The sequence below is a fragment of the Phycicoccus sp. M110.8 genome (assembly GCF_032464895.1).
GTDB lineage: Bacteria > Actinomycetota > Actinomycetes > Actinomycetales > Dermatophilaceae > Pedococcus.
This window is the reverse complement of the sequence record NZ_JAWDIC010000004.1, coordinates 482,404-506,734: the sequence shown is the minus strand read 5'-3', so window position 1 is coordinate 506,734 and position 24,331 is coordinate 482,404. Positions and strand designations below refer to the sequence as shown.

Annotated in this window: 25 protein-coding genes; 17 read left to right on the top strand and 8 right to left on the bottom strand. The window is 72.5% G+C overall.

Annotated elements, in window-relative coordinates:
- The first annotated feature begins 10 nt into the window (after window positions 1–10).
- Together RKE38_RS17880 and RKE38_RS17875 are read left to right on the top strand one after the other, a co-directional pair.
- A complete protein-coding gene (locus RKE38_RS17880; protein ID WP_316008821.1) occupies window positions 11–1,666 on the top strand; it encodes an amidohydrolase in 1,656 nt (551 codons plus the stop codon).
- 5 nt (window positions 1,667–1,671) lie between these two features.
- Complete coding sequence (locus RKE38_RS17875; protein ID WP_316008820.1) at window positions 1,672–2,562, top strand: Gfo/Idh/MocA family oxidoreductase; 891 nt, start codon at window positions 1,672–1,674, stop codon at window positions 2,560–2,562.
- Here RKE38_RS17875 and RKE38_RS17870 read toward each other — a convergent pair.
- A complete protein-coding gene (locus RKE38_RS17870; RefSeq protein WP_316008819.1) occupies window positions 2,559–2,981 on the bottom strand; it encodes a ChaB family protein in 423 nt (140 codons plus the stop codon). The two genes, RKE38_RS17875 and RKE38_RS17870, sit on opposite strands and share 4 nt — an antisense overlap.
- A gap of 152 nt (window positions 2,982–3,133) precedes the next feature.
- On the opposite strand from RKE38_RS17870, the gene RKE38_RS17865 reads away from it, so the two are divergent.
- From RKE38_RS17865 to RKE38_RS17840, 6 genes are all read left to right on the top strand, one after another.
- Window positions 3,134–4,732: a lysine 5,6-aminomutase subunit alpha gene (locus RKE38_RS17865; protein ID WP_316008818.1), complete on the top strand. Its 1,599-nt coding sequence runs from the start codon at window positions 3,134–3,136 to the stop codon at window positions 4,730–4,732.
- The gene (locus RKE38_RS17860) at window positions 4,729–5,580 is read left to right on the top strand and encodes an OAM dimerization domain-containing protein (RefSeq protein WP_316008817.1); all 852 of its coding nucleotides are present in this window, start codon (window positions 4,729–4,731) and stop codon (window positions 5,578–5,580) included. The genes RKE38_RS17865 and RKE38_RS17860 overlap by 4 nt, the downstream gene beginning before the upstream one ends.
- Entirely contained in the window at window positions 5,577–5,972 is a 396-nt protein-coding gene (locus RKE38_RS17855) for a hotdog domain-containing protein (protein WP_316008816.1), read from the top strand. The genes RKE38_RS17860 and RKE38_RS17855 overlap by 4 nt, the downstream gene beginning before the upstream one ends.
- 430 nt (window positions 5,973–6,402) lie before the next feature.
- Entirely contained in the window at window positions 6,403–8,043 is a 1,641-nt protein-coding gene (gene lnt, locus RKE38_RS17850) for an apolipoprotein N-acyltransferase (RefSeq protein WP_316008815.1), read from the top strand.
- Window positions 8,036–8,809 (top strand): polyprenol monophosphomannose synthase, encoded by a 774-nt coding sequence (locus RKE38_RS17845; protein ID WP_316008814.1) that lies wholly within the window; start codon window positions 8,036–8,038, stop codon window positions 8,807–8,809. Before lnt ends, RKE38_RS17845 begins: the two co-directional genes overlap by 8 nt.
- Window positions 8,794–9,276 carry an FxsA family protein gene (locus RKE38_RS17840; RefSeq protein ID WP_316008813.1) on the top strand — a complete coding sequence of 161 codons (483 nt, stop codon included), beginning with the start codon at window positions 8,794–8,796 and terminating at the stop codon, window positions 9,274–9,276. The genes RKE38_RS17845 and RKE38_RS17840 overlap by 16 nt, the downstream gene beginning before the upstream one ends.
- A gap of 79 nt (window positions 9,277–9,355) precedes the next feature.
- Here RKE38_RS17840 and RKE38_RS17835 read toward each other — a convergent pair whose 3' ends face one another.
- The 4 genes from RKE38_RS17835 to RKE38_RS17820 all read right to left on the bottom strand — a co-directional run bounded on the left by RKE38_RS17835 (window position 9,356) and on the right by RKE38_RS17820 (window position 13,589).
- On the bottom strand, window positions 9,356–9,715 hold the full coding sequence (locus RKE38_RS17835) for an RNA polymerase-binding protein RbpA (RefSeq protein ID WP_316008812.1): 360 nt from the start codon (window positions 9,713–9,715) through the stop codon (window positions 9,356–9,358).
- Window positions 9,716–9,873: 158 nt separating this feature from the next.
- Entirely contained in the window at window positions 9,874–11,436 is a 1,563-nt protein-coding gene (locus RKE38_RS17830) for an MFS transporter (RefSeq protein WP_316008811.1), read from the bottom strand.
- Window positions 11,437–11,515: 79 nt separating this feature from the next.
- Window positions 11,516–12,895 carry a D-alanyl-D-alanine carboxypeptidase family protein gene (locus RKE38_RS17825; RefSeq protein ID WP_316008810.1) on the bottom strand — a complete coding sequence of 460 codons (1,380 nt, stop codon included), beginning with the start codon at window positions 12,893–12,895 and terminating at the stop codon, window positions 11,516–11,518.
- A 172-nt stretch (window positions 12,896–13,067) separates the two neighbouring features.
- A complete protein-coding gene (locus tag RKE38_RS17820) occupies window positions 13,068–13,589 on the bottom strand; it encodes a GNAT family N-acetyltransferase (protein WP_316008809.1) in 522 nt (173 codons plus the stop codon).
- Window positions 13,590–13,694: 105 nt separating this feature from the next.
- Between RKE38_RS17820 and RKE38_RS17815 the strand changes: the two genes are divergently transcribed.
- The 3 genes from RKE38_RS17815 (at window position 13,695) to RKE38_RS17805 (ending at window position 17,119) form a co-directional block, all read left to right on the top strand.
- Complete coding sequence (locus RKE38_RS17815; RefSeq protein ID WP_316008808.1) at window positions 13,695–15,395, top strand: HAD family acid phosphatase; 1,701 nt, start codon at window positions 13,695–13,697, stop codon at window positions 15,393–15,395.
- 116 nt (window positions 15,396–15,511) lie between these two features.
- Window positions 15,512–15,847 carry a single-stranded DNA-binding protein gene (locus RKE38_RS17810; protein ID WP_316008807.1) on the top strand — a complete coding sequence of 112 codons (336 nt, stop codon included), beginning with the start codon at window positions 15,512–15,514 and terminating at the stop codon, window positions 15,845–15,847.
- 90 nt (window positions 15,848–15,937) lie between these two features.
- A complete protein-coding gene (locus RKE38_RS17805; protein ID WP_316008806.1) occupies window positions 15,938–17,119 on the top strand; it encodes a methyltransferase domain-containing protein in 1,182 nt (393 codons plus the stop codon).
- A gap of 15 nt (window positions 17,120–17,134) precedes the next feature.
- Here RKE38_RS17805 and RKE38_RS17800 read toward each other — a convergent pair whose 3' ends face one another.
- Window positions 17,135–17,425: a WhiB family transcriptional regulator gene (locus RKE38_RS17800; RefSeq protein ID WP_316008805.1), complete on the bottom strand. Its 291-nt coding sequence runs from the start codon at window positions 17,423–17,425 to the stop codon at window positions 17,135–17,137.
- 218 nt (window positions 17,426–17,643) lie between these two features.
- On the opposite strand from RKE38_RS17800, the gene RKE38_RS17795 reads away from it, so the two are divergent.
- From RKE38_RS17795 to RKE38_RS17785, 3 genes are read left to right on the top strand one after another with little or no spacing between them, the layout of a single operon-like run.
- Complete coding sequence (locus RKE38_RS17795) at window positions 17,644–18,630, top strand: MerR family transcriptional regulator (protein WP_316008804.1); 987 nt, start codon at window positions 17,644–17,646, stop codon at window positions 18,628–18,630.
- A 22-nt stretch (window positions 18,631–18,652) separates the two neighbouring features.
- On the top strand, window positions 18,653–19,495 hold the full coding sequence (locus RKE38_RS17790) for an aldo/keto reductase (protein WP_316008803.1): 843 nt from the start codon (window positions 18,653–18,655) through the stop codon (window positions 19,493–19,495).
- A 5-nt stretch (window positions 19,496–19,500) separates the two neighbouring features.
- Window positions 19,501–20,352 (top strand): DUF72 domain-containing protein, encoded by an 852-nt coding sequence (locus tag RKE38_RS17785; protein ID WP_316008802.1) that lies wholly within the window; start codon window positions 19,501–19,503, stop codon window positions 20,350–20,352.
- Between the two features lie 20 nt (window positions 20,353–20,372).
- On the opposite strand, the gene RKE38_RS17780 is transcribed toward RKE38_RS17785, so the two are convergent.
- Together RKE38_RS17780 and RKE38_RS17775 are read right to left on the bottom strand one after the other, a co-directional pair.
- Window positions 20,373–20,765, bottom strand: coding sequence for a DUF5655 domain-containing protein (locus tag RKE38_RS17780; protein ID WP_316008801.1), 393 nt, complete (start codon window positions 20,763–20,765; stop codon window positions 20,373–20,375).
- A gap of 7 nt (window positions 20,766–20,772) precedes the next feature.
- A complete protein-coding gene (locus RKE38_RS17775) occupies window positions 20,773–21,393 on the bottom strand; it encodes an L-threonylcarbamoyladenylate synthase (RefSeq protein ID WP_310156887.1) in 621 nt (206 codons plus the stop codon).
- Between the two features lie 73 nt (window positions 21,394–21,466).
- On the opposite strand from RKE38_RS17775, the gene tdh reads away from it, so the two are divergent.
- Genes tdh through RKE38_RS17760 form a run of 3 tightly spaced genes read left to right on the top strand, consistent with a single transcriptional unit; the run spans window position 21,467 to window position 24,323 of the window.
- Window positions 21,467–22,504, top strand: a complete 1,038-nt coding sequence (gene tdh, locus RKE38_RS17770) for an L-threonine 3-dehydrogenase (protein WP_316008800.1) — start codon at window positions 21,467–21,469, stop codon at window positions 22,502–22,504.
- An 11-nt stretch (window positions 22,505–22,515) separates the two neighbouring features.
- On the top strand, window positions 22,516–23,748 hold the full coding sequence (locus RKE38_RS17765) for a glycine C-acetyltransferase (protein ID WP_316008799.1): 1,233 nt from the start codon (window positions 22,516–22,518) through the stop codon (window positions 23,746–23,748).
- A gap of 11 nt (window positions 23,749–23,759) precedes the next feature.
- Complete coding sequence (locus RKE38_RS17760; RefSeq protein WP_316008798.1) at window positions 23,760–24,323, top strand: dihydrofolate reductase family protein; 564 nt, start codon at window positions 23,760–23,762, stop codon at window positions 24,321–24,323.
- The last annotated feature ends 8 nt before the right edge of the window (window positions 24,324–24,331 follow it).

Genomic DNA, 24,331 nt, shown 5'->3' with positions numbered 1-24,331 from the left:
GGGTGCAGCCGTGACCACCCTGTACCGCGGCGGATTCGTCTACACCCCCATCGACCCCTTCGCGAACGCGATGGTCGTCGACGACGCGACCGGCACCATCGCCTGGATCGGCGGCGACGACGCGGCGGCCGTGCACGCCGACGCCGTCGACGAGGTCGTGGAGCTCGACGGGGCGCTCGTCACGCCCGCGTTCGTCGACGCCCACGCCCACGTGTCGCAGACGGGCGCAGGCCTGCGCGGGGTCGACCTCGGCACCGCCCGCAGCGTGGCCGAGGCGCTCAGCCGCGTCGAGGACGCGGCCCGGCGCGACCGCGGGCGCCCGGTCTACGCCCCCAACTGGGACCAGGGGAACTGGGCCGACGGCCGGCCGCACACCGGCGCCGAGCTCGACCGGGCGACCTACGGCGGCGTCGTCTACAGCCCCCGCGTCGACGGCCACTCCGCCGTCATCTCCTCCGCGCTCGCGGCCGCGTGCGGTGCCCGCGACCTGCCCGGCTGGGAGGGCGACGGCCTCGTCACGCGGGACGCCCACCACGCCGCCCGCGAGGCGTTCAACGCGGCGGTGACGCCCGCCCAGCGGCAGGCCGACATCGACCTCGCCCTGCGGACCGCCGCCGCAGCCGGCATCGGCCTCGTCCACGAGAACGGCGGCCGCACCCTGTCGGGCACCGACGACTTCGCCGAGGTGCTGGCGGCGGGGGAGCGGGGCGACGGCCCGCAGACGATCGGCTACTGGGCCCAGCTCGTCGCCGACGAGCAGGAGGCCCGCGACGTCGCCGCCCTCCGTGGCGCCCACGGCCTCGCCGGCGACCTCAACATCGACGGCTCCGTCGGCTCACGCACCGCCCACCTGCGGCGGCCCTACGCCGACCGCGAGGGGCACACCGGCAACGCCTACCTCACCGTGGAGCAGGTCCGCGACCACGTCGCCGCCTGCTCGCTCGCCGGGCTGCAGGCCGGCTTCCACGTCATCGGCGACGCCGGCGTCGACACCGCCGTGGCCGGGTTCGAGGCGGCCGCCGAGCTCGTCGGCGCCCCGGTCGTGACCCGTGCCCGGCACCGCCTCGAGCACCTCGAGATGGTCTCGCGCGACGGCATCGAGCGGCTGGCCCGCCTCGGCATATCGGCCTCCGTCCAACCCGCGTTCGACGCCTTCTGGGGAGGGGACTCCGGCATGTATGCCGCGCGGCTGGGCGCCGAGCGCGTCCACGGCCGGGGCGAGGGCGACGCGGGGCCGATGAACCCGTTCGCCTGGATGATGGCCGCAGGGATGACCGTCGCGCTCGGGTCCGACTCGCCGGTCACGCCGTTCGCGCCCTGGGAGGCCGTGCGCGCCTGCGTCAACCACCACGACGAGTCCCAGCGGGTCTCGGCCCGCTCGGCGTTCCTGGCGCACACCCGCGGCGGGTGGCGGGCCGCCGGCTTCGACGACCGCGGCTACCTCGACCTGGGCCTGCCGGCGACGTTCGCGGTCTGGCAGGTCGGCGACCTCGTCGTGCAGGCCCCCGACGACCGGATCCAGACCTGGTCCACCGACCCCCGGTCCGGCACGCCGGGGCTGCCGGACCTGTCGCCGGGCGCACCGCTGCCGGTCTGCCTGCGCACCTCCGTCCGTGGTCGCGTCGTGCACGACACCGGAGCCCTCGCACCCTCGACCGCGGGCTGATCCCCGTGCGGGTGGGGGTCGTCGGCGCGGGAGGCATCGCGGTGCCGCACGTGCGGGCCTGGCACGAGCTCGGCGCCGAGGTGGTGGTGCACTCCCGACGCCCCCCGACCGAGTTCGCCGAGCGTCATCGCACCGCGGTCGCCGCCGACCTCACCGAGCTGCTCGCGACCAGCGACCTCGTGGACGTCTGCTCGCCGACCGACACCCACGACGAGGTCGTGCAGGCCGCCCTGGCGGCCGGCAGGCCCGTCGTCTGCGAGAAGCCGCTCGCCCGCACCTCACGTCGCGCCCAGTCCCTCGTGGACGCGGCCCGGCAGGCGGGGGTGCCGCTCCTGCCCGCCCACGTCGTGCGCTGGTTCCCCGCCCACGAGGCGCTGCACGCCCGGCTCGTGGCCGGCTCGCTGGGGGTCGTCGACCGGGCCCGATTCACGCGGCAGGTGCAGGCACCACCGGAGGGCAGCTGGTTCCACGACGTCGAGCGGTCCGGGGGAGTGGTGCTCGACCTGATGCTGCACGACCTCGACCAGGCCCTGTGGCACTTCGGGCCCGTCCGCGACGTGACGGCGAGGGCCCTCGGAACGGCGGGGCAGGCCGTGCGCGCCGTCCTGGCGCACGACTCCGGCACCACGTCCACCGTGGAGGCCACGTGGGGGCCGGCCGGGACGCCGTTCGCGACGACGTTCGAGGTCACCGGCTCCCGGGGCACCGCCCGCCACGACTCGATGGCCGGCCCAGCAGGCGGCGACGCAGCGGGTGGCGGCGAGGACCCCTACCTGCGCCAGGCCCGCGAGCTGCTCGACACCGTGCTGACCGGCGCGCCCGCCAGGGTCACCGCGGCCGACGGGGTCGCAGCCGTGGCCCTCGCCGAACGGGTCCTGCAGGCGCTCGGGACCTAGTCCTCCCGGGCCTGCGCGCTGGCCCGGTCGTTGGCCTTCTGCAGCGCGTCGACGAGCTCGGCCTTGGTCATCCGGGAGCGGCCCCGGACGTCGAGCCGGCGGGCGAGCTCGAGCAGGTGCTCCTTCGTCGCGTTGGCGTCGACGCCACCCGCCGTCGAGGCGGACGAGCCGTACCCCTGCTCCGCGTGGGCGTCGGACGGCCCGTACTCCTCCTTGGGCTCCCAGTGGTCGCCGACCTTCTCGTGCGTGTGCTTCAGGGCCGCGAACGCCGTGCGCTGGGCCCGCTCCTCGCTGTCGTACTGCTCTGCCGCAGAGTCGTACGTCTGCGCGTAGGTGTCCTTGGCCTTCTGGTCCGAGCGCTGCAGGGTGCTCGGCAGTTCGCTCTCCTTCGCCCGCCCGGACCTCGTCGTCTTCGGCACGACCGCCTCCCGTCCCGCCGCGCGATGCGGCGTCACGCCCAGCATCGCCGGGCTCGCCGGAACTGGCGACCCGGCGACCAGCACGACCAGAGGATTTGCGGCCTGCACCGCTGGTGACCGGAAATCCTGTGCTCCGCTGCTAGATTCGGCGTGTGTCCTCCCGCGTGAAGCCCCTCCTCGACCTCGACCCCGCCACAGTCCGGAAGGCCCGCGCGCTGGCCCGGAAGGCCGGCCGCCCCGTCGTCCGCATGGCCCAGGAGCACACCACCGTGTCGGTGGAGCGCGCCACCCTTCGCCTGGCGGGGCTCGCCGGCGCCGACCACGAGCGCGTGCCGTGGGTCAACCACCTCGTCGACCGCGTGCGCGCGGACGTCGGCCTCGAGCACGGCGTCACGACCCCCGTCTTCGACGCCCTCCGGCGCGGCGAGGCCGAGGACCTGCTGACGCTGGCCCAGAAGTCGGCCAGCGGCTCGGTCACGTTCCGCCTGCCCGAGGGGCGCGATGCCACCCGCGCGCAGAAGGCCGCCCGCTCGACCGTCGCACGCGGCATACGGACGATAGACCGGCAGCGGGCCGCGCGCGACCGGCTCATCAAACGGCACGGCGACCCCGCACAGCGGCCGTGGATCTACCTCATCGTCGCCACCGGCGACATCTACGAGGACATCCCGCAGGCGCAGGCGGCCGCCCGCGAGGGTGCCGACATCATCGCGGTGATCCGCTCCACCGGGCAGTCGCTGCTCGACTACGTGCCCGAGGGCGCGACCCGCGAGGGGTATGCCGGCACGTACGCCACGCAGGAGAACTTCCGCCTCATGCGGGCGGCCCTGGACGAGACGTCCAAGGAGCTCGGCCGCTACATCCGGCTGACCAACTACGCCTCCGGGCTGTGCATGCCGGAGATCGCGACGCTGGCTGGGCTCGAGCGGCTCGACATGATGCTCAACGACTCGATGTACGGGATCCTCTTCCGCGACATCAACCCGGTCCGCACGTTCGTCGACCAGCGGTTCAGCCGCCAGATCCACGCCCGGGCCGGGATCATCATCAACACCGGCGAGGACAACTACCTCACCACCGCCGACGCGGTCGAGGCCGCGCACACCGTCACGGTCAGCCAGCTGCTCAACGAGTACTTCGCCAAGGAGGCGGGGCTGCAGGACTGGCAGCTCGGCCTCGGGCACGCGTTCGAGATCAACCCGGACCTGCCCGACAGCTTCCGCATGGAGCTCGCGCACGCGCTGCTCGCCCGCCAGCTGTTCCCGGACGCCCCGCTGAAGTGGATGCCGCCGACCAAGCACATGACCGGCGACGTGTTCCGCGGCTACCTGCTCGACGGCTTCTTCAACCTCGTCGGCGCCATGACCGGGCAGGGCATCCTGCTCGTGGGGATGATGACGGAGGCCGTCGTGACGCCGTTCCTGTCCGACCGCGACCTGGCGCTGCAGAACGTGCGGTACGTGCTCAACGCCGCCGGCGGGCTCACAGAGGACTTCCACCCGCCCCGGGACGGCTTCATCCAGACACGCGCCCGCCAGGTGCTGGGGGAGGCCGTCGAGCTGCTCGACCAGATCGTCTCCGACAGCGACACGGCCGGTGACCCCCCGCTGCTGGCCGCGATCGCCGACGGCACGTTCGGGCTGATGAAGCGGCCCGCCACCGCGGGCAAGGGCCTCGACGGCGTGGTGCGCCGAGCGGACGGCTACGACAACCCGGCCGTCACCCTGCTCGAGACGGGGGAGACCAAGTGAGCGCCTCGACCACCGACAGCGCCATGCCGCTCGACCCGACCCCGGCCCGGCGCTCGCGGGCGGCGGACGAGGGGCAGGCCGGGGGAGCGGGCGCGGGGCGGCGGACGCCCGACATCGTCCGGCCCTACGGCGACACCACCGGTGACGGCATGGTGCAGGTGTCGTTCACCCTCCCCGTGCCGCACGACAAGCGGGCCGAGGGCGCCGCGCTGCAGCTCGCCGCGAAGATGGGCCTGGAGCCGGCGCTGCTCGTGCACGCCAAGTCCATGGGCCCGGACTTCACCTTCTTCGTCGTCTACGGATCCGTGAAGCACCTGGTCGACCTGCGCGAGGTCGAGGTGGTGGAGCGCGAGTTCCCCCTGCTGAGCCCCAAGGAGGTCAACGCGGCGATCAAGTCCCGGCTGCGGCGCAAGCTCGTCGTCGTCGGCGCCTGCATCGGCACCGACGCCCACACGGTCGGCATCGACGCCATCCTCAACATCAAGGGCTTCGCGGGGGAGAAGGGCCTGGAGTACTACCGCGAGATCAAGGTCGTGAACCTCGGCGCCCAGGTGCTCGTGCCCGAGCTCGTCGAGCGCGCCAGGGCCGAGAAGGCCGACGCCGTCATGGTGAGCCAGGTCGTCACCCAGAAGGACGCCCACATCCACAACACCACCGCCATGAGCGCCGCGTTCCGCGAGGCCTACCCGGCCGGGCAGGTGCCGCTGCTCGTGGTGGGCGGTCCCCGGTTCGAGGAGGGGTCGGCCCAGCGCCTCGGCGTGGACCGCATCTTCGGGCGCGGCACCACACCCGGCGAGGTGGCCAGCTACCTCGTCCACGCCCTCGCCCAGCCGAAGGAGAAGCGATGACCAGCCCCGAGGTCGGCACCACCGTCACGCACCGCCGCTACGTCCCCTACTCGCACGCGCACTACGCCGGCAACCTCGTCGACGGGGCGTACTCCCTGGCCGCGTTCGGGGACGTCGCCACCGAGATGTGCATCCGCACCGACGGCGACGAGGGCCTGTTCGCCAGCTACTCCGACGTCCAGTTCAAGGCGCCCGTCCGGGCGGGCGACGTCATCGAGATCGAGGCGCGTCTCGTCCGGGCCGGCACCCGCAGCCGCGAGATGGAGTTCGAGGTCCGGGTGGTGGGACGCGGGGCGCCCGAGCGGGGCGAGTCCGCGGCCGACGTGCTCGACCCGCCGGTCGTGGCCACGACCGCCCGCGGCGTCGTCGTGGTCCCTCCGCGGGCGGACTGACCACTCCTCGGACACCGCGGTCGGCGTGTCGCGAGTCGACACGCCGACCGTCCCACGAACCTCGCCAGAACCTCTGCAGCACAACGGATTCGGCGCGACGCCGTGGGCGGTCCCACGACGTGACGGGGTTCCGTCAGGCGGGTTGACAGCACACGTCGCGACGGTAAGTTGGCCCTCGGTTGTTTCACCGCAACGACCGCGACAGGGGGATCCAGCACCGGGCACGGGGACGTGATGCACGGTGACGAGCGCGCGCAGTCACCGCCCGCCAGCACCGCAGTCCCACCCGAGCTGACACCCCGCCTCGCCGCGGTGGTGGACGACGACACGGCCCGCGCGCTCAGTAGACAACAGCGTGGGGATGGCACCCAGCCAGCCCCCTGCTGGTCCCAACGGCGGCGCGGGTCGTGCCGTGTCCTACCGTGGTGGCGTGCCGTCGCCTGTCCGTCGCGCCCGCGCCCTGGCCCGGGTCCTCGCCGCCGTCCTCTCGGGCCTGCTCACGGCACAGGCGTTCCCGACCTCGAACCACTGGTGGCTCGCCCCCGTGGGGGTGGCCCTCCTGTCCGCTGCCGTGCTCGGGGCGCGCTGGCGCCTCGCCGCGCTCGTCGGCCTGGCCCACGGCCTCGGCTTCTTCCTGCCCACGCTGTCCTGGACCGGCGTCTACGTCGGCAACCTGCCCTGGGTCGCCCTGGCCGTCCTGGAGTCGCTCTACATCGCCGCGATGTGCCTGCTCGTCGCCGTCGTCCAGCGCCCGCTGCTGGGCACCCGCTGGCGACCGCTGGCATACGCCATGGTCCCCCTGGGGTGGGTCCTGCAGGAGTGGGCGCGCGGGACCACGCCGTTCGGCGGCTTCCCGTGGGCCAGGCTCGCGTTCAGCCAGGCGGACAGCCCGCTGGCTCCCTTCGCCCGGTATGCCGGGGCGCCCGGGCTGACGTTCGCCGTCGCCTGCGCCGGCGTGCTCCTGCACGTGCTCGGCCGCGAGCTGACCCACCGGGTGGGACGCCCCCGCCCCCGCGGCCCCCGGCCCAGCCGCGCCCTGGCGGCGGTCCTGGTGCTGGCTGCCGCGGCGCCCGCCGTGGCAGCCGTGGCCACGACGCCGCCCACCGACGGCCGGCGCGTCTCGGTGCTGTTCGTGCAGGGCAACGTCCCCAAGCCCGGCCTGGACTTCAACGCCGAGCGGCGCAAGGTGCTCGACAACCACGTGCAGGCGACCGTCCGGGCCACGGCCCACGAGTCGACGCCGCCGACGCTGGTCGTCTGGCCCGAGAACTCCTCCGACATCGACCCGCTGCAGAACCTCGACGCCGCCGCGGACATCCGGCTGGCCGTCGAGACGGCCAAGGCCCCCGTGCTCGTCGGGGCGGTGCTCGACGGCCCCGGCCGCTACGTCTCCAACGCCTCCCTCTTCTACCGGCCGGGCGGTGGCGCGCCGCAGCGGTACGTCAAGCAGCACCCGGTCCCGTTCGCCGAGTACATCCCGTACCGGTCCTTCTTCCGGAACTTCAGCGACAAGGTCGACCTCGTCGCCCGCGACTTCACCAGGGGTGACCGCCCGGGTGCCTTCGAGGTGCCGGTCCCCGGCAGCCGGCCGTACTGGATCGTCCCGACCATCTGCTTCGAGGTCGCCTACGACGGCCTGATGCGGGACTCGACGCTGCAGCCGGGCAAGCAGGACAGCGTCCTGGCCGTGCAGACGAACAACGCGACGTTCGGCTTCACCGCGGAGTCCGAGCAGCAGTTCGCGATCAGCCGGATCCGCGCGATCGAGCACGGCCGGTCCATCGTGCACGTCTCCACCGTGGGCGTGAGCGGCTTCATCGCCCCCGACGGAACGTACGTCGACAAGACCTCGTTGTTCACGCAGGCGGCCCGGTACGGCTCGCCGGTCGTGCGTACGGAGGTCACCCCCTCGGACCGCATCGGACCGCTGCCGGAGTATGCCGCGGGGTTCGCCACGCTGCTGCTGCTGGGGTTGGGACTGTGGCTGGGTCGCCGGAACGCTAGGGTCGGGCGCACTGCCGCCGGCCCGTCCGAGCCGGCCGACCACGAGAGGGAACGCGTCGTTGTCTGACCGCACGATCGAGCGGGTGCTGGTGTGCATCCCCACCTACAACGAGCGCGAGAACCTGCCGGTCGTGGTCCGGCGCCTGCGCGCCGCCGTCCCCTCCGCCGAGATCCTCGTCCTGGACGACAACTCGCCCGACGGGACCGGCCAGGTGGCCGACGACCTCGCGGCGGCCGACCCGCTCGTGCACGTGCTGCACCGGGCCGGCAAGGAGGGCCTGGGACGGGCCTACCTGGCCGGCTTCGCCTGGGCGCTCGAGCACGGCTACGACGCCGTGGTGGAGATGGACGCCGACGGCTCGCACCAGCCCGAGCAGCTGCCGGCCCTCCTCGCCGCCGTCTCAGACGGCGCCGACCTCGTCATCGGGTCCCGGTGGGTGCGTGGTGGGTCCGTCGTGAACTGGCCGCTGCACCGCAAGGCGCTGTCCGTGGGCGGCAACCTCTACATCCGGGTCCTGCTCGGCATGCCCGTCAACGACGCGACGGCGGGCTACCGCGTGTACACGGCCGACGCCCTGCGCCGGATCGGCCTGCACGACGTGGCGTCCCAGGGCTACTCGTTCCAGACCGACCTGACCCGCCGGGCCGTCGCCCTCGGGATGCGGGTCGTCGAGGTGCCGATCACCTTCGTCGAGCGCGAGGTGGGCGACTCCAAGATGAGCGGCGACATCATGCGCGAGTCGCTGCAGCGCATCACCGTGTGGGGCGTCCACCACCGGGCCGACCAGCTGCGCCGGCTGCGCCGCAGGGAGGCCACGTGGCACCAGCTGTAGGACCCGCCCCGCGCGCCCGCCGTCGCCGCCCGCGGTGGCTGGCCGTGGTGTTCGTCCTGCTGCTGGTCGTGCCCATCCTGGAGATCGCCACGATCATCGCGGTCGGCAAGGTCATCGGGGGATGGCAGACCCTCGTCCTGCTCCTGCTGGAGTCGGCGCTGGGCGCGTGGCTGGTCCGTCGCGAGGGCGCCCGCGCGTGGCGGGCCCTGGTCACCGCGCTGAACACCGGCCAGATGCCCAGCCGCCAGCTGTCCGACGCGGCCCTCGTGCTGGTCGGGGGCACGCTGCTGCTGTCGCCGGGGTTCCTCACCGACGTCGTCGGCTTCGTCCTGATCCTCCCGGTGACCCGCCCGCTCGCCCGGCGGGCGCTGGAGGCCGTCGTGGCGCGACGGCTGCTGCGCGGCTTCTTCGGTGGCCGTGGGCCCGGCGGAGGGCCGCCGGACGTCATCGAGGGCCAGGTGCTCTGAGGTCCGGCGCGACGAAGCCCACGCAGGCACGACGAAGGCCGCGCCCCGGTGGGAACGCGGCCTTCGTGGTTGTCGCAGGTCAGGCGGTGCGCTTGCGGCGCGGCTTCTCGCCGCGCGACTCACGCAGCAGGGTCAGCCGCTCCTCGAGGAGCTCCTCGAGCTCGGGGATGCTGCGGCGCTCCAGGAGCATGTCCCAGTGCGTGCGCTGGTGCTTGACCGGCTTGTGCTCGGGCTCCGGGCCGTCGACCAGCCGGGCCTCCTCGCCGCACCGGCACTCCCAGGTGGGCGGGATCTCGGCCTCGATCGAGAAGGGGAGCTCGGTGCGGTGCCCCTGGGGGCACACGTACGCGGTGATCTGCCGTTCGCTCGGCACGACGTGCTCGTCGGTCTCCAGGCTGTGCGAGACCATCCGGCTGCCGCGGAGGGTGCGTTCTGCCATGAGGGGTTCTCCCAACGTATGGTGTCCCTGCCCGCTCGGATTCGGTCGGGGCTCCCGGGATTCGTTGTCGTCAACGCCGCGGATCGGCCGAATGTTCCGGCGTCGTCTACCCCTGGGGACGGTCCGGGACGCCTGCACGTTGGCTGTTGTGACGCAGATCACACCACCTGCGGCACCTCGTTGCCCGCGTCGAGGATGCCCTGGCGCACGTCGACCCGGCGCAGCAGCACGAAGCCCGCCACGAAGAAGACGATGAGCGCCACGATCGCCGGCCGGTAGGAGCCGGTGACCTGGTGGACGAGGCCGAACAGCAGCGTCCCGAACCACGACGTCCCGCGCTCCATCGCCTGGTAGAAGGCGAAGAACTCGGCCTCGCGCGCCTTGGGCACCAGCTGGCTGAACAGGGAGCGGCTCAGCGCCTGGCTGCCGCCCAGGACGATGCCGATGAGCACGCCGAGGGCGATGAAGGGGACGAACGCCTTGGCGGGGAGGAAGAACGCGGCCACCACGATGACCGACCAGGCGACGAGCGACCCCAGGACGGTCCGCCACGCGCCGTAGCGGCGCGCCAGCCGCCCGAAGAGCAGGGCCCCGCCGAACGCGACGAACTGCACGAGCAGGATGAGGGCGATCAGCTGGCTCTGCTCGAACTTGAGCTGCTCGGCGCCGTACAGGCTGCTCGAGGTGATGACGGTCTGGATCCCGTCGTTGAAGAAGAGGTAGGCCGCCAGGAACAGCAGCGTCTGCGGGAAGGCCCGCATGTCGCGGAACGTGTGGCCGAGCTGCACCCAGCTGCCGCGGACGATGCCCGCCGCCGGCGCGTCGTTCCCGCGGATCCCGGCACCGCGCAGGTCCCACAGGCCCTTGACCGGGATGATCGTGAACAGGCCCCACCACAGGCCCGCGGACAGCAGGCTGATCCGCACGGCGGTGCCCTTGTCCACGCCGATGAGACCGGGTGCGGAGACGATGAGCAGGTTCAGGGCGAGCAGCAGGCCGCCGCCGAGGTAGCCCAAGGCCCACCCCTTGGAGGAGACCGTGTCACGGTCGTCCGGGCTCGCGATGCGGCACAGGATCGCGTCGTAGACGACGAGCGAGGACCCGAGGGCGATCGTCGCCAGGATCATCATGCCGGCGCCGAAGCGCCAGTTCTGGCCGTTGAGGAAGAACAGCAGCGAGGCGGCCAGCGCGCCGGTCCAGGCGAACCCGCCGAGGAGCCGCGCGGGGCGGGGCGTCCGGTCGGCGATGGCGCCGACGAGGACCAGCAGGACGGCGGACAGGATGGTCGACAGGGTCACGGTGTAGGAGGCCACCGAGCCCGGGTCGAGCGGTGCGGTGAGCACCAGGAGCACCGCTCCGAGCCCGGCAGCCCCGAGGGGGACGCCGAACGGCAGGGGAGCGGGGCGGTCCCGGACGAGCTGCACGACACCGGCGACCAGGAGTAGCAGGCCCAGGACCGTCAGGACCAGCGCCCCGCGCCAGACCCAGCCCGGCAGGCCGGCGGCGCCGGGGACCACGTGGAGGTCGACCGCGCACCGCAGGTCGGTGTCCTGGTCGGGGCACGCGGCCTTCTTCGCGACGGTGGTCAGGTAGGGCCCGAACAGCACCGTGCCGACGGTCGTGACGAACGCGGAGTTGGCCCAGTCGTACCAGTACCACGGGCGCTTGTACCGGTCGGTGTCCGCGTAGAGCGCGTCCGGGGCGGACGCCTGTGTCGTCATGCGTGAAGGGTGGCACAGCGGGTCGGCGCCACCATGCGTATTGGTACCCAGACCCCGCGGGCGCGTCGCCCCGGGTCGGTCAGCCGGCGAACTCCCAGTGCCACGGCTCGGGCAGAGCGCCCTGCGGCTCGGCCCAGTCGGGGTGGAACCAGCCGTACAGGGGGGCGTTCTGCACCATCCACAGGTGGGCCGGGTTGCCGAAGTCCTCGACCCCGCCGCACAGGTCCACGGCGTGGCCCAGACCGTGCTCGCTCGTGCCCGGCTCGGCCGCCCACTTCCCACGGCTCGCCTTGACCGCCACCTGCTCGGCGTACGAGCGGTAGGAGTCGGTGATGCACAGCGGCTTCCCCGTGTCCTTCTGGTACGCCAGGCTCATCTCGTTGAACGCGGCGGCCGCGCTCGGGCGCAGGCTCTGGCTGGGATCGCCCACGAGCGGGCACAGCCCGGCGGCGGGGATCTGGCCGTTGGGGTAGTCGTTCTCGTTGGTGCTGCACGGCTTGACCGACCCGTCCGCCGACACCCCGGGGACGACGAGGGCCTTGCGCAGCCGCTTGAACGCGTCGACCGCGGCGGGGTCGCCGCTGCCGAGCAGCAGCCCGGCGACGGGGCCCGCCTTGGACACCTGCGCGGCGTGCAGGGCGCGGGTCGTCTCGAGCTGGGACTTCTGCTCGGCGATGACGACGTCGAGCTGGTCCTTGGCGGCCTTGGCTGCCGCAGCGGCCTCCGTGGCCCGCGTGCTGGCCTCGACCGCGCGGACGGCGACCGAGCGTTGCAGCTCGGTCTGATTCTGCACGCGCGCGAACGCGCCCGCCCTGAGGTCGCTCAGGTAGGACAGCTGGGCCGCGCTGTCGCTGGCCTCGGCCGCCGGCTTGCCCAGGGTGTCGAGCAGTGCGCCCACGTCCGTGATGGTGCCGCCGGTACCGGCATACGCGAGGTAGGCCCACTGCGCGAGTGCCCGGCGGTCCTGTCCCATCTGGCTGCTCAGCCGCTGGTACAGCGCGACGTCGCGGGCGGCCTCGTCGCGCGCAGCGCGCTCCTGCGTGCTGGCCTCGGAGTACTGCTGGAGCAGGGCGTTGGCCTGCACGGCCAGGCGTGACAGCTTCTCGGCCGCGGCCGCGATCCCGGCGTTGGTGCGGCCGAGGTCCGCGGTGAGCGCGTCGGCCTTGGCGATCTGGGCGGCGACGTCCGCCGGGCTCAGGGTCCGCTCACCGCCGGCACCGGGTGTGGCGGTCGCCTTGCCGGTGACGTCGCCCGTGCCCGACGTCGCACCCGAGCCCGGCGACGCGGCCGTGCCGGTCGGGCCGGGCGTCGGGCCGGTCGCGCTGGTGGGAGGTGTGACGGGTGTGACGGAGGGGGCGGATGGGGAGGCTGTCGCGGCGTGTGCGGGTGCTGCCCCTGCCAGCGCCACGGCCGCGAGTACTGCTGCCGCGAGGCCGGCGCGTCCACCCAACCGCGCCACGTCTCGTCCTGTCTCCACCCCTGCCGCCGGACCCGCCGGCGGACGAACTGCCATCCTGCACGACCCTAACCCGACCCGCACGGATGGCGTCTCCTGCGTTTGGTCGAGACCGGGTCGACCGGTCGGCCACCCATCGGCCGGCCATGTCACCGGCGCGGTGGGGGGACCGGGCTCAGCCCCGGTCGAGCTCCTTGACCATCAGCGCGACCTGGTGCCCCTGTGGCCCGAGCGTGCCGACCTCCACGAAGCCGCGCGCCCGGTGGAACGCCAGGGACGGCTCGTTCGGAGGATCGACGTTGACCTCCAAGGCCAGCCGTCCCGCCCCGGCGGCGCGCGCCTCGACGAGCTCGTAGACGTGCGAGGCCAGGCCGCGACGGCGGAACCGGTCGTCGACGACGATGCGGTCGAGGTAGAGGAAGCCGGTGCCGTACCGCTGAGCGAACCAGCGGTAGTTCTCCGAGTCGTAGTCGCTGCCCGGGCCGAAGGTGAGGACGAAGCCGGCCACCTGCTCGTCGGCGGTGATGACGTCGGCTCGCTCGCTCCACGCGACCAGCCGCTGCAGCCGCTCCTCGTCGAGCGGTGACAACAGCTCGACGTGGGTGGCGTTGAGGTGCAGCACGGCCGGGACGTCGGCCTCCGTGAGGGGGCGCAGGATGCCGTCGACGGGGGAGGGGAGCGGGGGAGCGGGTGCCATGGGAGCGAGTGTGCCACCCATGACAAATGTCACTTCCGCCCACGTCAGCGGGTTGCGTAGCCTCCGCCGGTCACCCCTACCGCGCGACCGTCAGGAGCTCGTCACATGAGTCGACCCACCCAGCACGAAGGGGTCGGCTCGACCGCCCCCCGCACCCGGCGAGCGGCGGTGGTCGCCGGGTTGGCGACCCTGTCCCTGGCCGCAGCCGCCGTCTCGGTCGCGGCCCCCGCGAGCGCCCACGGCACCGACGACCACCATGGTCGGCAGGACCGGCGCGACCAGCGGCTCGCGCCCCGCACCCACTTCACGATGAAGGACGACGGGTCCAGCGGCTACACGGCCAGCGGCGAGGGCATCCCCAACATCGACTCGGTCAAGAAGACCATCTACGCCTACTACGGAGACCCCAAGGGCACGGGCGCCGCCAACCCGACCGACTCGCCGTACGTCCGCGAGATGGCCGGGATCCTGGCCCGGGAGCGCCAGCAGCTGCCGCGCCTGCTCGCCGACGCCAGGCGCCACCACGAGAAGCCGGCCATCGTCTTCGACGCCGACGACACGACGCTGTGGACCTACCAGATGGAGGTGGGGGACATGAAGTTCGTGTTCACCCCCCAGGCGCAGGCGCCGTGGATCGACGGGGAGAAGATGCCCGCCGTGCCCGGAATGGTCGACTTCGTCAACGACGCCCAGGCCATGGGCTTCACCGTGTTCGGACTCACCGGCCGCAGCGACAGCCAGAAGGCGCACACGCTCGGCAACCTCGCGAAGGTCGGCTACACGGCATTCACCGCGGACCGCTACTTCACGAAGTTCAACTCCGGGACCACGCCGCCGGCATACCTCACCTGCGCGGCGGTCACGACGTGCACGACGGTCGAGTACAAGGCGGGCACGCGCAAGCACATCGAGCAGGACCTCGGCTACGACATCGCCCTCAACGTCGGCGACCAGTTCTCCGACCTCCAGGGCGGGTACGCCGACCACTGGCTCAAGCTGCCCAACCCGACGTACTACCTGCCGTCGCCGAACCTGCCCGGCGTGAAGGAGCCGTGGCTCGCGCCGCGGACGCACTTCACCATGGAGCCGGACGGCTCGAGCGGCCTGACCCAGGGTGGCGAGGGGATCCCTAACATCGACTCGGTGAAGAAGACCATCTACGCCTACTACGGCGACCCCAAGGGCACCGGCACCGCGGCCACGACCTCCTCGCGCTACATCTCCGAGATGGCCACGATCGAGAAGCAGCAGCGCACGCGGCTGCTGCAGACCTGCGCCACCGAGGCCCAGGAGGGCCGCAAGCCGGCGGTCGTGCTCGACGCCGACGACACCACCCTCTGGGGCTACAACATGGAGGTCGGTGACATGAAGTTCGTCTTCACCCCGGCCGCGCAGGCGCCCTGGGTGAACGAGGGCAAGTTCCCGGCGACGCCCGGCATGGTCGACCTCGTCAACGCGGCCGCGCAGGCCGGCTGCACCCTCGTCGGCCTCACCGGACGCAACGACACCCAGAAGGACGCGACGCTGGCCAACCTCGCCAAGGTCGGGTACCAGGGCTTCACGCCGGAGACCTACTTCACGAAGTGGGTCAGCGGCTCGACCCCGCCGTCGTACGTGACGGCGTCGGACTGCGTCGCGTACCCGAGCTGCACCACCATCGAGTACAAGTCGACCGTGCGCAAGCACGTCGAGGAGGACCTCGGCTACGACGTGGTGGCCAACTTCGGCGACCAGTTCAGCGACCTCATCGGCGGCCACGCCGACCGCGCGGTCAAGCTGCCGAACCCCATGTACTACCTGCCCTGACCGGCAGCCGACTGCCGTGAGGCAGTCGTCCACAGGCCCAGCCGCGGCCGGCACCCGTCCACAGGGGTACCGGCCGCGGCTGGTGTCGTCCCGGCCCCCGAAGCACCATCGAACACATGATCGAGACAGGGGAGTGGGCCAACGAGGTGCGCCTCGTGGGCAGGGTGAGCGGCAGCGGCCAGGAGCGCGAGCTGCCCAGCGGGGACGAGGTGGTGTCGCTGCGCATCGTCGTCCCGAGGACGGGCCGGCGGGCGCGGAAGTCGGCGGCCAGCGTCGACACGATCGACGTCGCGTGCTGGACGACGCGGGTGCGCCGGACCGCGCTGAGCCTGGCCGACGGCGACGTGGTGCAGGTCGAGGGCGCGCTGCGGCGCCGGTTCTTCCGTGCCAGGTCGGGCGCCGCCAGCCGGTACGAGGTGGAGGCGACCACGGTGCGACGGGTGCGCACCTGACTATTGCGCCGATAATCGACATTATGTCATTACTGCGTTTCGGAGAGCGGGTTGCCCGGCGACGCACGGGACCGCCGCTACCCTGCTCCGGTGCAGTGCGACTACTTCGATGCCGGCGTGTGCCGCTCGTGCACGTTCATGGGAGTGCCGTATGCCGTGCAGCTCGCCGACAAGGACACATCGGTCCGGTCCGCACTCGCCGCGCACGTCGACGAAGCCGTCTGGCTCGCGCCGTTCTCCGGCCCGGAGTCCGGGTTCCGCAACAAGGCCAAGCTGGTGGTCGGCGGACGCCGCGGCGCCACCGTCCTGGGCATCCTCGACGGTGGTGGTGGCGTCGCGGACCTGACGGGGTGCGGCCTCTACGAGCCGGCCCTGGCCGACGCGGTGCGGGCCTTGCCGGGCCTGGTCTCACGGAGCGGCCTGACGCCCTACGACGTCGGACAGCGCTCGGGCGAGCTCAAGAACATCCTGGTGACCGCCTCCCCCGACGGCGAGCTCATGCTCCGGTTCGTGCTGCGCTCACCCGGCCAGCTGCCCCGTCTGCGCGAGGCGCTCGACGACCTCCGGACGACGCTCCCTGCCGCCACGGTCGTCACGGCGAACCTGCTGCCGGAGCACAAGGCCGTGCTCGAGGGTGCCGAGGAGGTCGTCCTCACCGAGGCCGACTCCCTGACGATGCGCGTGGACGACGTGGCGCTGCACCTGCGTCCGCAGAGCTTCTTCCAGACGAACACAGCGGTCGCCACCGGCCTCTACCGACAGGCGACCGAGTGGATGTCCACCCTGGACCCGAGGGTCCTGCTGGACCTCTACTGCGGGGTGGGTGGCTTCGCCCTGCACGCCCTGCGCGCCGGCGCCGTGCGGGCCGTCCGGGGTGTCGAGGTCTCCCCCGCCGCCGTCGACAGCGCCAACCGCACGGCCACCGAGATGGGCGCCACGCCCGGGACCGCCGTCTTCGAAGCGGGTGATGCCACCCAGGGCCTCGGGCCGGCCCGGGACGCGGACGCGTCCAGCGAGCCGGCGGGAACCACACCGGGCTCCCCCGAGGTCCTCGTCGTCAACCCCCCACGCCGTGGCATCGGGGCCGACCTCGCGTGGCGCATCGAGCACTCGCCCGAGCTGCGCCACGTCATCTACTCCAGCTGCAACGTCACGTCACTCTCGCGCGACCTTGCCGCCATGCCGTCGCTGCGCGTGCGCTCGGCACGGCTCTTCGACATGTTCCCGCAGAGCGCCCACCACGAGGTGGCGGTCCTGCTCGAGCGGGTGTGAACCGTGGCCGGACCCTCAGACAGCAGCCTGGCGACGGACCATGACCTCGCGCTCCTCCGGCGTGGTCCCGCCCCAGACGCCGTACGGCTCGCGCACCTTGAGCGCGTGTGCCAGGCAGGCCTGCACGACCGGGCACGTGGCGCACAGCGCCTTGGCCGCAGCCTCGCGCGCCATCCGGCGCTTGCCGCGCTCGGCCTCACCGAAGAAGAACTGGTCCGGGCTGCTGCTCCGGCACGCCCCCTCCAGCTGCCAGTCGTAGTTGTCCATGAGGGGCTTCGGCAGCCGCTTGATGTTGCCCACGTCCATTGGGTGTCCCGTCCTGTTCGCTGGTGGAGAACTTCGTCGGTGCAAAAAAATCTTGGCACAACCTGTTCAGGTGTGTGTCAGCAACTTATGCAAAACCGCTTCACTATGCAAGACCCTCGAATAAGTTCTAGAGTGGGAGGTGCCCGGACGACCGTGGTGGCGGTGACAGGAACCCGTCGACAAGGACCCCGGGCGCTAACTGTGAGGAGTGGTACCGCGTGACCTCCGGAACCGACCGCAACCCGGACGCTGCCGTGCGCCCGGTGTCGGAACCGACCCCCAGCACCGCGGACCCTGCCGACCTCGACTGGTCGGTGGGCCGCGTCGCAGACCGTCTGGGCATACCGACGGCGACGCTGCGCACGTGGGACCGGCGCTACGGCGTGGGTCCTTCCCAGCGCACCGCCGGCGGGCACCGGCGCTACTCCGAGGAGGACATCCGCCGGGTCCGGGTCATGTCCCGCTTCATCGACAAGGGCGTCCCCGCCCAGTCTGCTGCGCGGGTCGCGTCCGCGATGGACACCACCCGCCTGCAGATCGAGACGGCCGAGGACCACCCGGTCAACATCGCGGGCGACCGTGGGCGGGTCGCCGCCATCACGAGCGCAGCGCTGGCGCTCGACCCCGAGTCCCTGGCGCGCCTGTACCAGACCACCCTGCGCGAGCGGGACCTGGTGAGTGCGTGGACCGACGTCTTCGCGCCGGCCATGCGCGAGATCGGCGAGCAGTGGGGCACCGGCACGCTCGGCGTGGAGTCCGAGCACCTCGCCAGCGAGATGCTCGTGACCGAGCTGCGCGCCGTGGTCTCCGCCAGCCGACCGCAACGGGTCCACTCGGACGTCATCCTGGCCAGCGCGGACGAGGAGCAGCACTACCTGCCGCTCCTGGCGCTCCAGGCGGAGCTGGCCCGACAGGGCCTGGGCGTGTCCTACCTCGGGCCGCGCATGCCCACCCACGCGCTGAGCACGGTCATGCGCACCCGGCGCCCCGACCGGGTGTTCCTGTGGGCCTCACTGTCGCGGGCCAGCAACGAGCCCATCTGGCAGACGCTCAACGTGATCGACCACCCGATGCTCCTCGTCATCGGCGGCCCGGGCTGGCCCGACACCACTCCCCCGGTCTCGCCGCACGTCACGGTCGCCCGCGCCCACGACCTCGCCACGGCGGCGAACCTGCTCATGCACCCTCCCGAGTCGCGCGCCTGAGCCGTCCTCGTACGGTGTGTCCATGGCGACCCAGGACCTCACCTACCGGCTCAACGACGGCACCTCGGTGCCCTTCATCGGCTTCGGCACGTACCCGCTGCGCGGCGAGGAGGGCATCGCGGCGATGACGAGCGCGCTCGAGGAGGGCTACCGCTACCTCGACACCGCGGTCAACTACGAGAACGAGCACGAGGTCGGCGAGGCCCTGCGCCGCAGCGGCATCCCACGTGGCGAGGTCAGGCTGGCCACCAAGGTCCCCGGGCGGTTCCACGAGAAGGACCTGGCGCGGCGCTCCCTCGCCGACTCCGCCGAGCGCCTGGGGATCGAGCAGATCGACGTCGCCCTGATCCACTGGCCCAACCCCAGCCGGGACCTCTACCCGCAGGCGTGGCAGGCGCTGGTCCAGGCGCAGCGGGACGGCCTGGTCCGCACCATCGGCGTCAGCAACTTCACCCGCGAGCACCTCGAGCGGATCATCGACGACACCGGCGTCACCCCGGCCCTGAACCAGGTCGAGCTGCACCCCTACTTCCCCCAGGAGCGGCTGCGGGAGACCCACGAGGAGCTGGGGATCCGCACGCAGGCGTGGAGCCCGCTGGGCAAGAACCCCACCCCGTTCCACGAGCCGGCCGTGGCCGACGCGGCGCAGGCGCACGGGGTCAGCCCGGCACAGGTGGTGCTGCGCTGGCACGTCCAGCTCGGGTCCATGCCGCTGCCGAAGTCCGGCACGCGGGCCCGCCAGGCGGAGAACCTCGACGTCCTCGGGTTCGAGCTCTCCGAGGCCGAGATGGGCGCGATCAGCGCCCTCGAGCGGGCCGACGGGCGGCGCTTCGGCGGCGACCCGGACACGCACGAGGAGATGTAGCGCCGGTGGACCGGCAGGGTCAGGCCTGGGTGGGGACGTCCGGGTGGCTGTACCCGCGGTGGCGCGGCGACTTCTACCCCAAGGGCCTGCGCCAGCGGGACGAGCTCGCGTACCTCGCCGGCCGCGTCACCTCGATCGAGGTGAACGCCTCGTTCTACTCGCTGCGCCGCCCCAGCACGTATGCCGGGTGGCGCAGCGCGGTGCCCGAGGGCTACCCCTTGGCGGTCAAGGGAGGCCGCTTCATCACCCACCTCAAGCGGCTGCGTGGGGTGGAGACGGGCCTGGCGAACTTCTTCGCCTCGGGGCCGCTGGCGCTCGGTCCGAGCCTCGGCCCGGTGCTGTGGCAGCTGCCGGAACGGGTCGAGTTCGACGCGGCGGTCGTGCGGGACTTCCTCGACCTGCTCCCCCGCACCACGACGGCCATGGCCGCCCTCGCCCGCCGGCATGACGACAAGCTGGCCGACGACCGGGTCCTGACCAAGCCGGGGACGCACCGTCCCGTGCGGCACGCACTCGAGCCACGGCACGCCTCCTTCGACACCGATGAGGCCCGGGCCCTGCTGCGGGAAAAGGACGTGGCCATGGTGCACGCCGACACCGCCGGCCGGTTCCCGACGATGGGCGACGGCACGGCCTCGTTCCACTACGTGCGGCTCCACGGCGAGCAACGGCTCTACGGCGGCGGCTACTCGGACGCGACCCTCTCGTCCTGGGCCGAGCAGCTCCAGCGGTGGACGGCCGCGGGCGAGGACGCGTACATCTACTTCGACAACGACGCCGACGGCCGCGCGCCGTACGACGCCGTGCGCCTCATCGGCCTGCTGGGCGTGGGGGACGCGGACGCCCCGGGCACCTAGAGAGCCGGCGGCCCGGGCACCTAGGGAGCCGGCGGCCCGGCCGCGCCGGCGGCCTGACGCAGCAGGTCGACCACCTCCTCGTCCACCTCGCCGGGCCCCGCCAGCTCCAGGTGGTGCATCCAGGTCCCGGGCGAGGGGTGGGCCACCTCCTTCACGCGGGGGCTGCGGACCTCGCGGGGCAGCGCGACGGAGAGCACCGCGGGAACGGTGCCCCCGACGTACTGCCCGGGCCGCCACACGTACGCGAAGCCGCGGTGCCGCGACCACGCCACCTGGCTGCGTGTGACCCGCTCGCGCGCGCCGCCGAGGTCGTCGACCACGCGGCGCACGGCCCGGTACACCTCGAGCGACTCCGGGTGTCCCGCGAACAGCTCCTCCGCCCCTCCGGGAAGCTCCTGCCCGCGCGCCGCCACGACCGCCTCACTCGAACGGGGTGGGGTCCCCTGCGCCGACCCGGGTGACGACCGGCGTCCCGTCGGAGTAGTCGACGACGGTCGTCGGCTCGGTGCCGCACTCCCCCGAGTCGATGACCGCGTCGACGAGGTGGTCCAGCTCGTCCTTGACGACCCAGCCCTCGGTCATCGGCTCCTCGTGCCCGGGCAGGATCAGGGTGCTGGACAGCAGCGGCTCCCCCAGCTCGTCGAGGAGCGCCTGCACGACGCGCGAGTCGGGGATGCGCACGCCGACCGTCTTCTTCTTCGGGTGCAGCAGCCTGCGGGGCACCTCCTTGGTGCCGGGCAGGATGAACGTGTACGGCCCCGGTGTCGCGGCCTTGACCGCCCGGAACACCGCGTTGTCGATGTGCGCGAGCTGTCCCAGCTGGGCGAAGTCACGGCACACGAGCGTGAAGTGGTGCCGGTCGTCGAGGTGCCGGATGCGCAGGATCCGCTCCTTGCCCTCCTGGTTGCCCAGGGCGCAGCCGAGCGCGTAGCCGGAGTCCGTCGGGTAGGCAACGAGGCCACCCTCGCGGATGAGGGCGACCGCCTGGCCGATGGCCCGGGGCTGGGGGTCGACCGGGTGGACGTCGAGGTAGCGGGCCATGGCCGAACTGTATGCCGCGGTGCCGGGCACCGCGGCATACAGGAGCTCCCGCGGGGGTCACTAGGGTGGGCGCGTGCGCGCACTCGTGAAGACCCATGCGGGTCCTGGTCTGGAGCTGTTGGACGTCCCTGAGCCGGTGGTGGGGCCGATGGACGTGAAGATCAGGGTGTTGCGGGCGGGGTTGTGCGGGACGGACCTGCACCTGGAGGCGTGGGATGACTGGGCGGCCTCCACGGTGAAGGCGCCGATGACGATCGGGCACGAGTTCTACGGCGAGGTCGTGGAGGTCGGTGAGGACGTCACGTCGGTGCGGGTGGGTCAGCGCGCCTCCGGTGAGGGGCACATCGTGTGCGGCACGTGCCGCAACTGCCGGGCCGGGCGCCGGCACATGTGCATCCACACGCAGGGGGTGGGGGTGAACCGGGACGGCGCGTTCGCGGACTTCGTGGTGATCCCGGCCTCGAACGTGTGGGTGCAGCCTGATGACCTGGACCCGGACCTGGGGGCGGTGTTCGACCCGTTCGGCAACGCGGTGCACACGGCGCTGCAGTTCCCGATGGCCGGTGAGGACGTGGTGATCACCGGGGCGGGCCCGATCGGGGTCATGGCGGCGGCGCTGGCCCGGCACGTGGGGGCCCGGCACGTGGTCGTGACCGATGTGAGCGACTACCGGCTGGGGCTGGCCCGGGACGCCGGCGCCGACCTGGTCGTCAACGCCGCCAGCAGCAATCTGCGCGAGGCGATGGGCGAGCTCGGTATGCGCGAGGGGTTCGACGTGGGCCTGGAGATGTCCGGGGTGCCCAGCGCGGTGGAGGACATGCTGGCGAACATGAACCACGGCGGGCGGGTGGCGATGCTGGGGCTGCCGAAGGACCCGTTCGCGATCGACTGGGGCCGGGTGATCACGCACATGATCACGATCAAGGGCATCTACGGCCGGGAGATGTACGACACCTGGTACGCGATGAGCTCGATGCTGGGCAGCAGCCAGGTCCTGCGCGAGCGGGTGGCGTCGGTCATCACGCACCGCTTCCCCGCCGAGGCGTGGGCGGACGCGTTCGCCGCAGCCCGATCCGGGCAGTGCGGCAAGGTCATCATGGACTGGAGCTGAAAGGAACCCCCGTGTACGGCACCGTCAAGGAGCAGCTGGCCGCAACCCTGGCCGAGATCGAGCAGGCCGGCCTGTACAAGCACGAGCGGCAGCTGGCCTCACCCCAGTCCGCCCACATCCGCACCCAGACCGGCACGACCGGCGCCGGGGAGGGCGCGCAGGCGGAGGCGTTGAACTTCTGCGCGAACAACTACCTCGGCCTGGCCGACAACCCCGACGTCGAGGACGCCGCCGCCGCTGCGCTGCGCGAGTGGGGGTTCGGGATGGCCAGCGTCCGGTTCATCTGCGGCACCCAGGTGCTGCACAAGCAGCTCGAGGCGGCGCTGTCGGACTTCCTGGGCACCGACGACACGATCCTGTACTCCTCCTGCTTCGACGCCAACGGGGGCGTGTTCGAGGTGCTGTTCGGCCCCGAGGACGCGATCGTGTCCGACGAGCTCAACCACGCCTCGATCATCGACGGGATCCGGCTGTCCAAGGCCCGCCGGTACCGGTACAAGAACGCCGACATGGCCGACCTGCGCACCCAGCTGGAAGCCGCCCAAGAGGCCGGCGCCCGCCGCACCGTGGTCGTCACCGACGGGGTGTTCTCCATGGACGGGTACCTCGCCCCGCTGGACCGCATCTGCGACCTCGCCGAGGAGTTCGGCGCGATGGTCCTGGTCGATGACTCCCACGCCGTGGGGTTCATCGGCGACGGTGGACGCGGCACCCCCGAACGCTTCGGCGTCATGGACCGGGTCGACATCCTCACCGGCACCCTGGGCAAGGCCCTGGGCGGCGCCTCGGGCGGGTACGTCGCCGCGCACCAGGAGATCGTCGACCTGCTGCGCCAACGCTCCCGCCCCTACCTGTTCTCCAACGCCGTCGCCCCCTCCATCGCCGCCGGGTCCCTCAAGGCCCTGCAGCTCGCCGCCGCCTCCACCGACGCCCGCCAGCGCCTGCGCGACAACACCACGCTGTTCCGCGAGCTCATGACCGACGCCGGGTTCGACCTGCTGCCCGGCGAGCACCCCATCACCCCCGTCATGTTCCCCGGCGAGGACGGCGCCCGCCGCGCCGCCCGCATCGCCGACACCATGCTCGCCCACGGCGTCTACGTCACCGCCTTCTCCTACCCCGTCGTCCCCCAGGGCAAGGCCCGCATCCGCGTCCAGCTCTCCGCCGCCCACACCCAGGACGACATCCGCACCTGCTTCCACGCCTTCACCACCGCCCGCGACCAGGTCGACGGGAAGGGCTGAGGCAGCGCGCCATGGGCCGCCTGGTCTTCACCGCCATCTGCTCGCTCGACGGCTACGTCGTCGACGCCGACGGCAGCTTCGACTGGGCGGCGCCGGACGCCGAGGTGCACGCGCACGTCAACGACGGGGCGGCGAGCATCGGCACGTACCTGCTGGGCCGGAGGATGTGGGAGGTCCTGCGGTACTGGGACGGCCACGACGAGGACGACCGCGAGCCGGTCACCCGGGACTACCGACGGCTGTGGCAGGGCGCGGACAAGGTGGTGTACTCCACGACGGTCGACGGTCAATCCCACACGGCGCCCCGCACGCGTTTCGAGGCGACCTTCGACGTCGGGGCGGTACGCCGGCTCCTGGACGAGTCACCGGCAGACGTGAGCGTGGGCGGACCGACCCTCGCGGCCCGCGCGTTCGCCGCGGGGCTGGTCGACGAGGTGGGGCTGTACCGCCACCCGGTCTGCGTGGGTGGTGGCACAGCCGCCCTGCCCGCCGGGCAGCGGCTCGACCTCGAGCTCGCGGAGGTGCGCACCTTCTCCAGCGGCGTCGTCTTCACCCGCCACTGGGTGCGGCACTGACCAGCGCA

Coding starts and splice junctions, on each gene's coding strand:
- RKE38_RS17855 (WP_316008816.1), top strand. CDS start 5,577: ATGACCAGCCCCGAGGTCGGCACCACCGTCACGCACCGCCGCTACGTC.
- RKE38_RS17835 (WP_316008812.1), bottom strand. CDS start 9,715: ATGGCAGAACGCACCCTCCGCGGCAGCCGGATGGTCTCGCACAGCCTG.
- RKE38_RS17830 (WP_316008811.1), bottom strand. CDS start 11,436: ATGACGACACAGGCGTCCGCCCCGGACGCGCTCTACGCGGACACCGAC.
- RKE38_RS17820 (WP_316008809.1), bottom strand. CDS start 13,589: ATGGCACCCGCTCCCCCGCTCCCCTCCCCCGTCGACGGCATCCTGCGC.
- RKE38_RS17815 (WP_316008808.1), top strand. CDS start 13,695: ATGAGTCGACCCACCCAGCACGAAGGGGTCGGCTCGACCGCCCCCCGC.
- RKE38_RS17810 (WP_316008807.1), top strand. CDS start 15,512: ATGATCGAGACAGGGGAGTGGGCCAACGAGGTGCGCCTCGTGGGCAGG.
- RKE38_RS17800 (WP_316008805.1), bottom strand. CDS start 17,425: ATGGACGTGGGCAACATCAAGCGGCTGCCGAAGCCCCTCATGGACAAC.
- RKE38_RS17790 (WP_316008803.1), top strand. CDS start 18,653: ATGGCGACCCAGGACCTCACCTACCGGCTCAACGACGGCACCTCGGTG.
- RKE38_RS17775 (WP_310156887.1), bottom strand. CDS start 21,393: ATGGCCCGCTACCTCGACGTCCACCCGGTCGACCCCCAGCCCCGGGCC.
- RKE38_RS17760 (WP_316008798.1), top strand. CDS start 23,760: ATGGGCCGCCTGGTCTTCACCGCCATCTGCTCGCTCGACGGCTACGTC.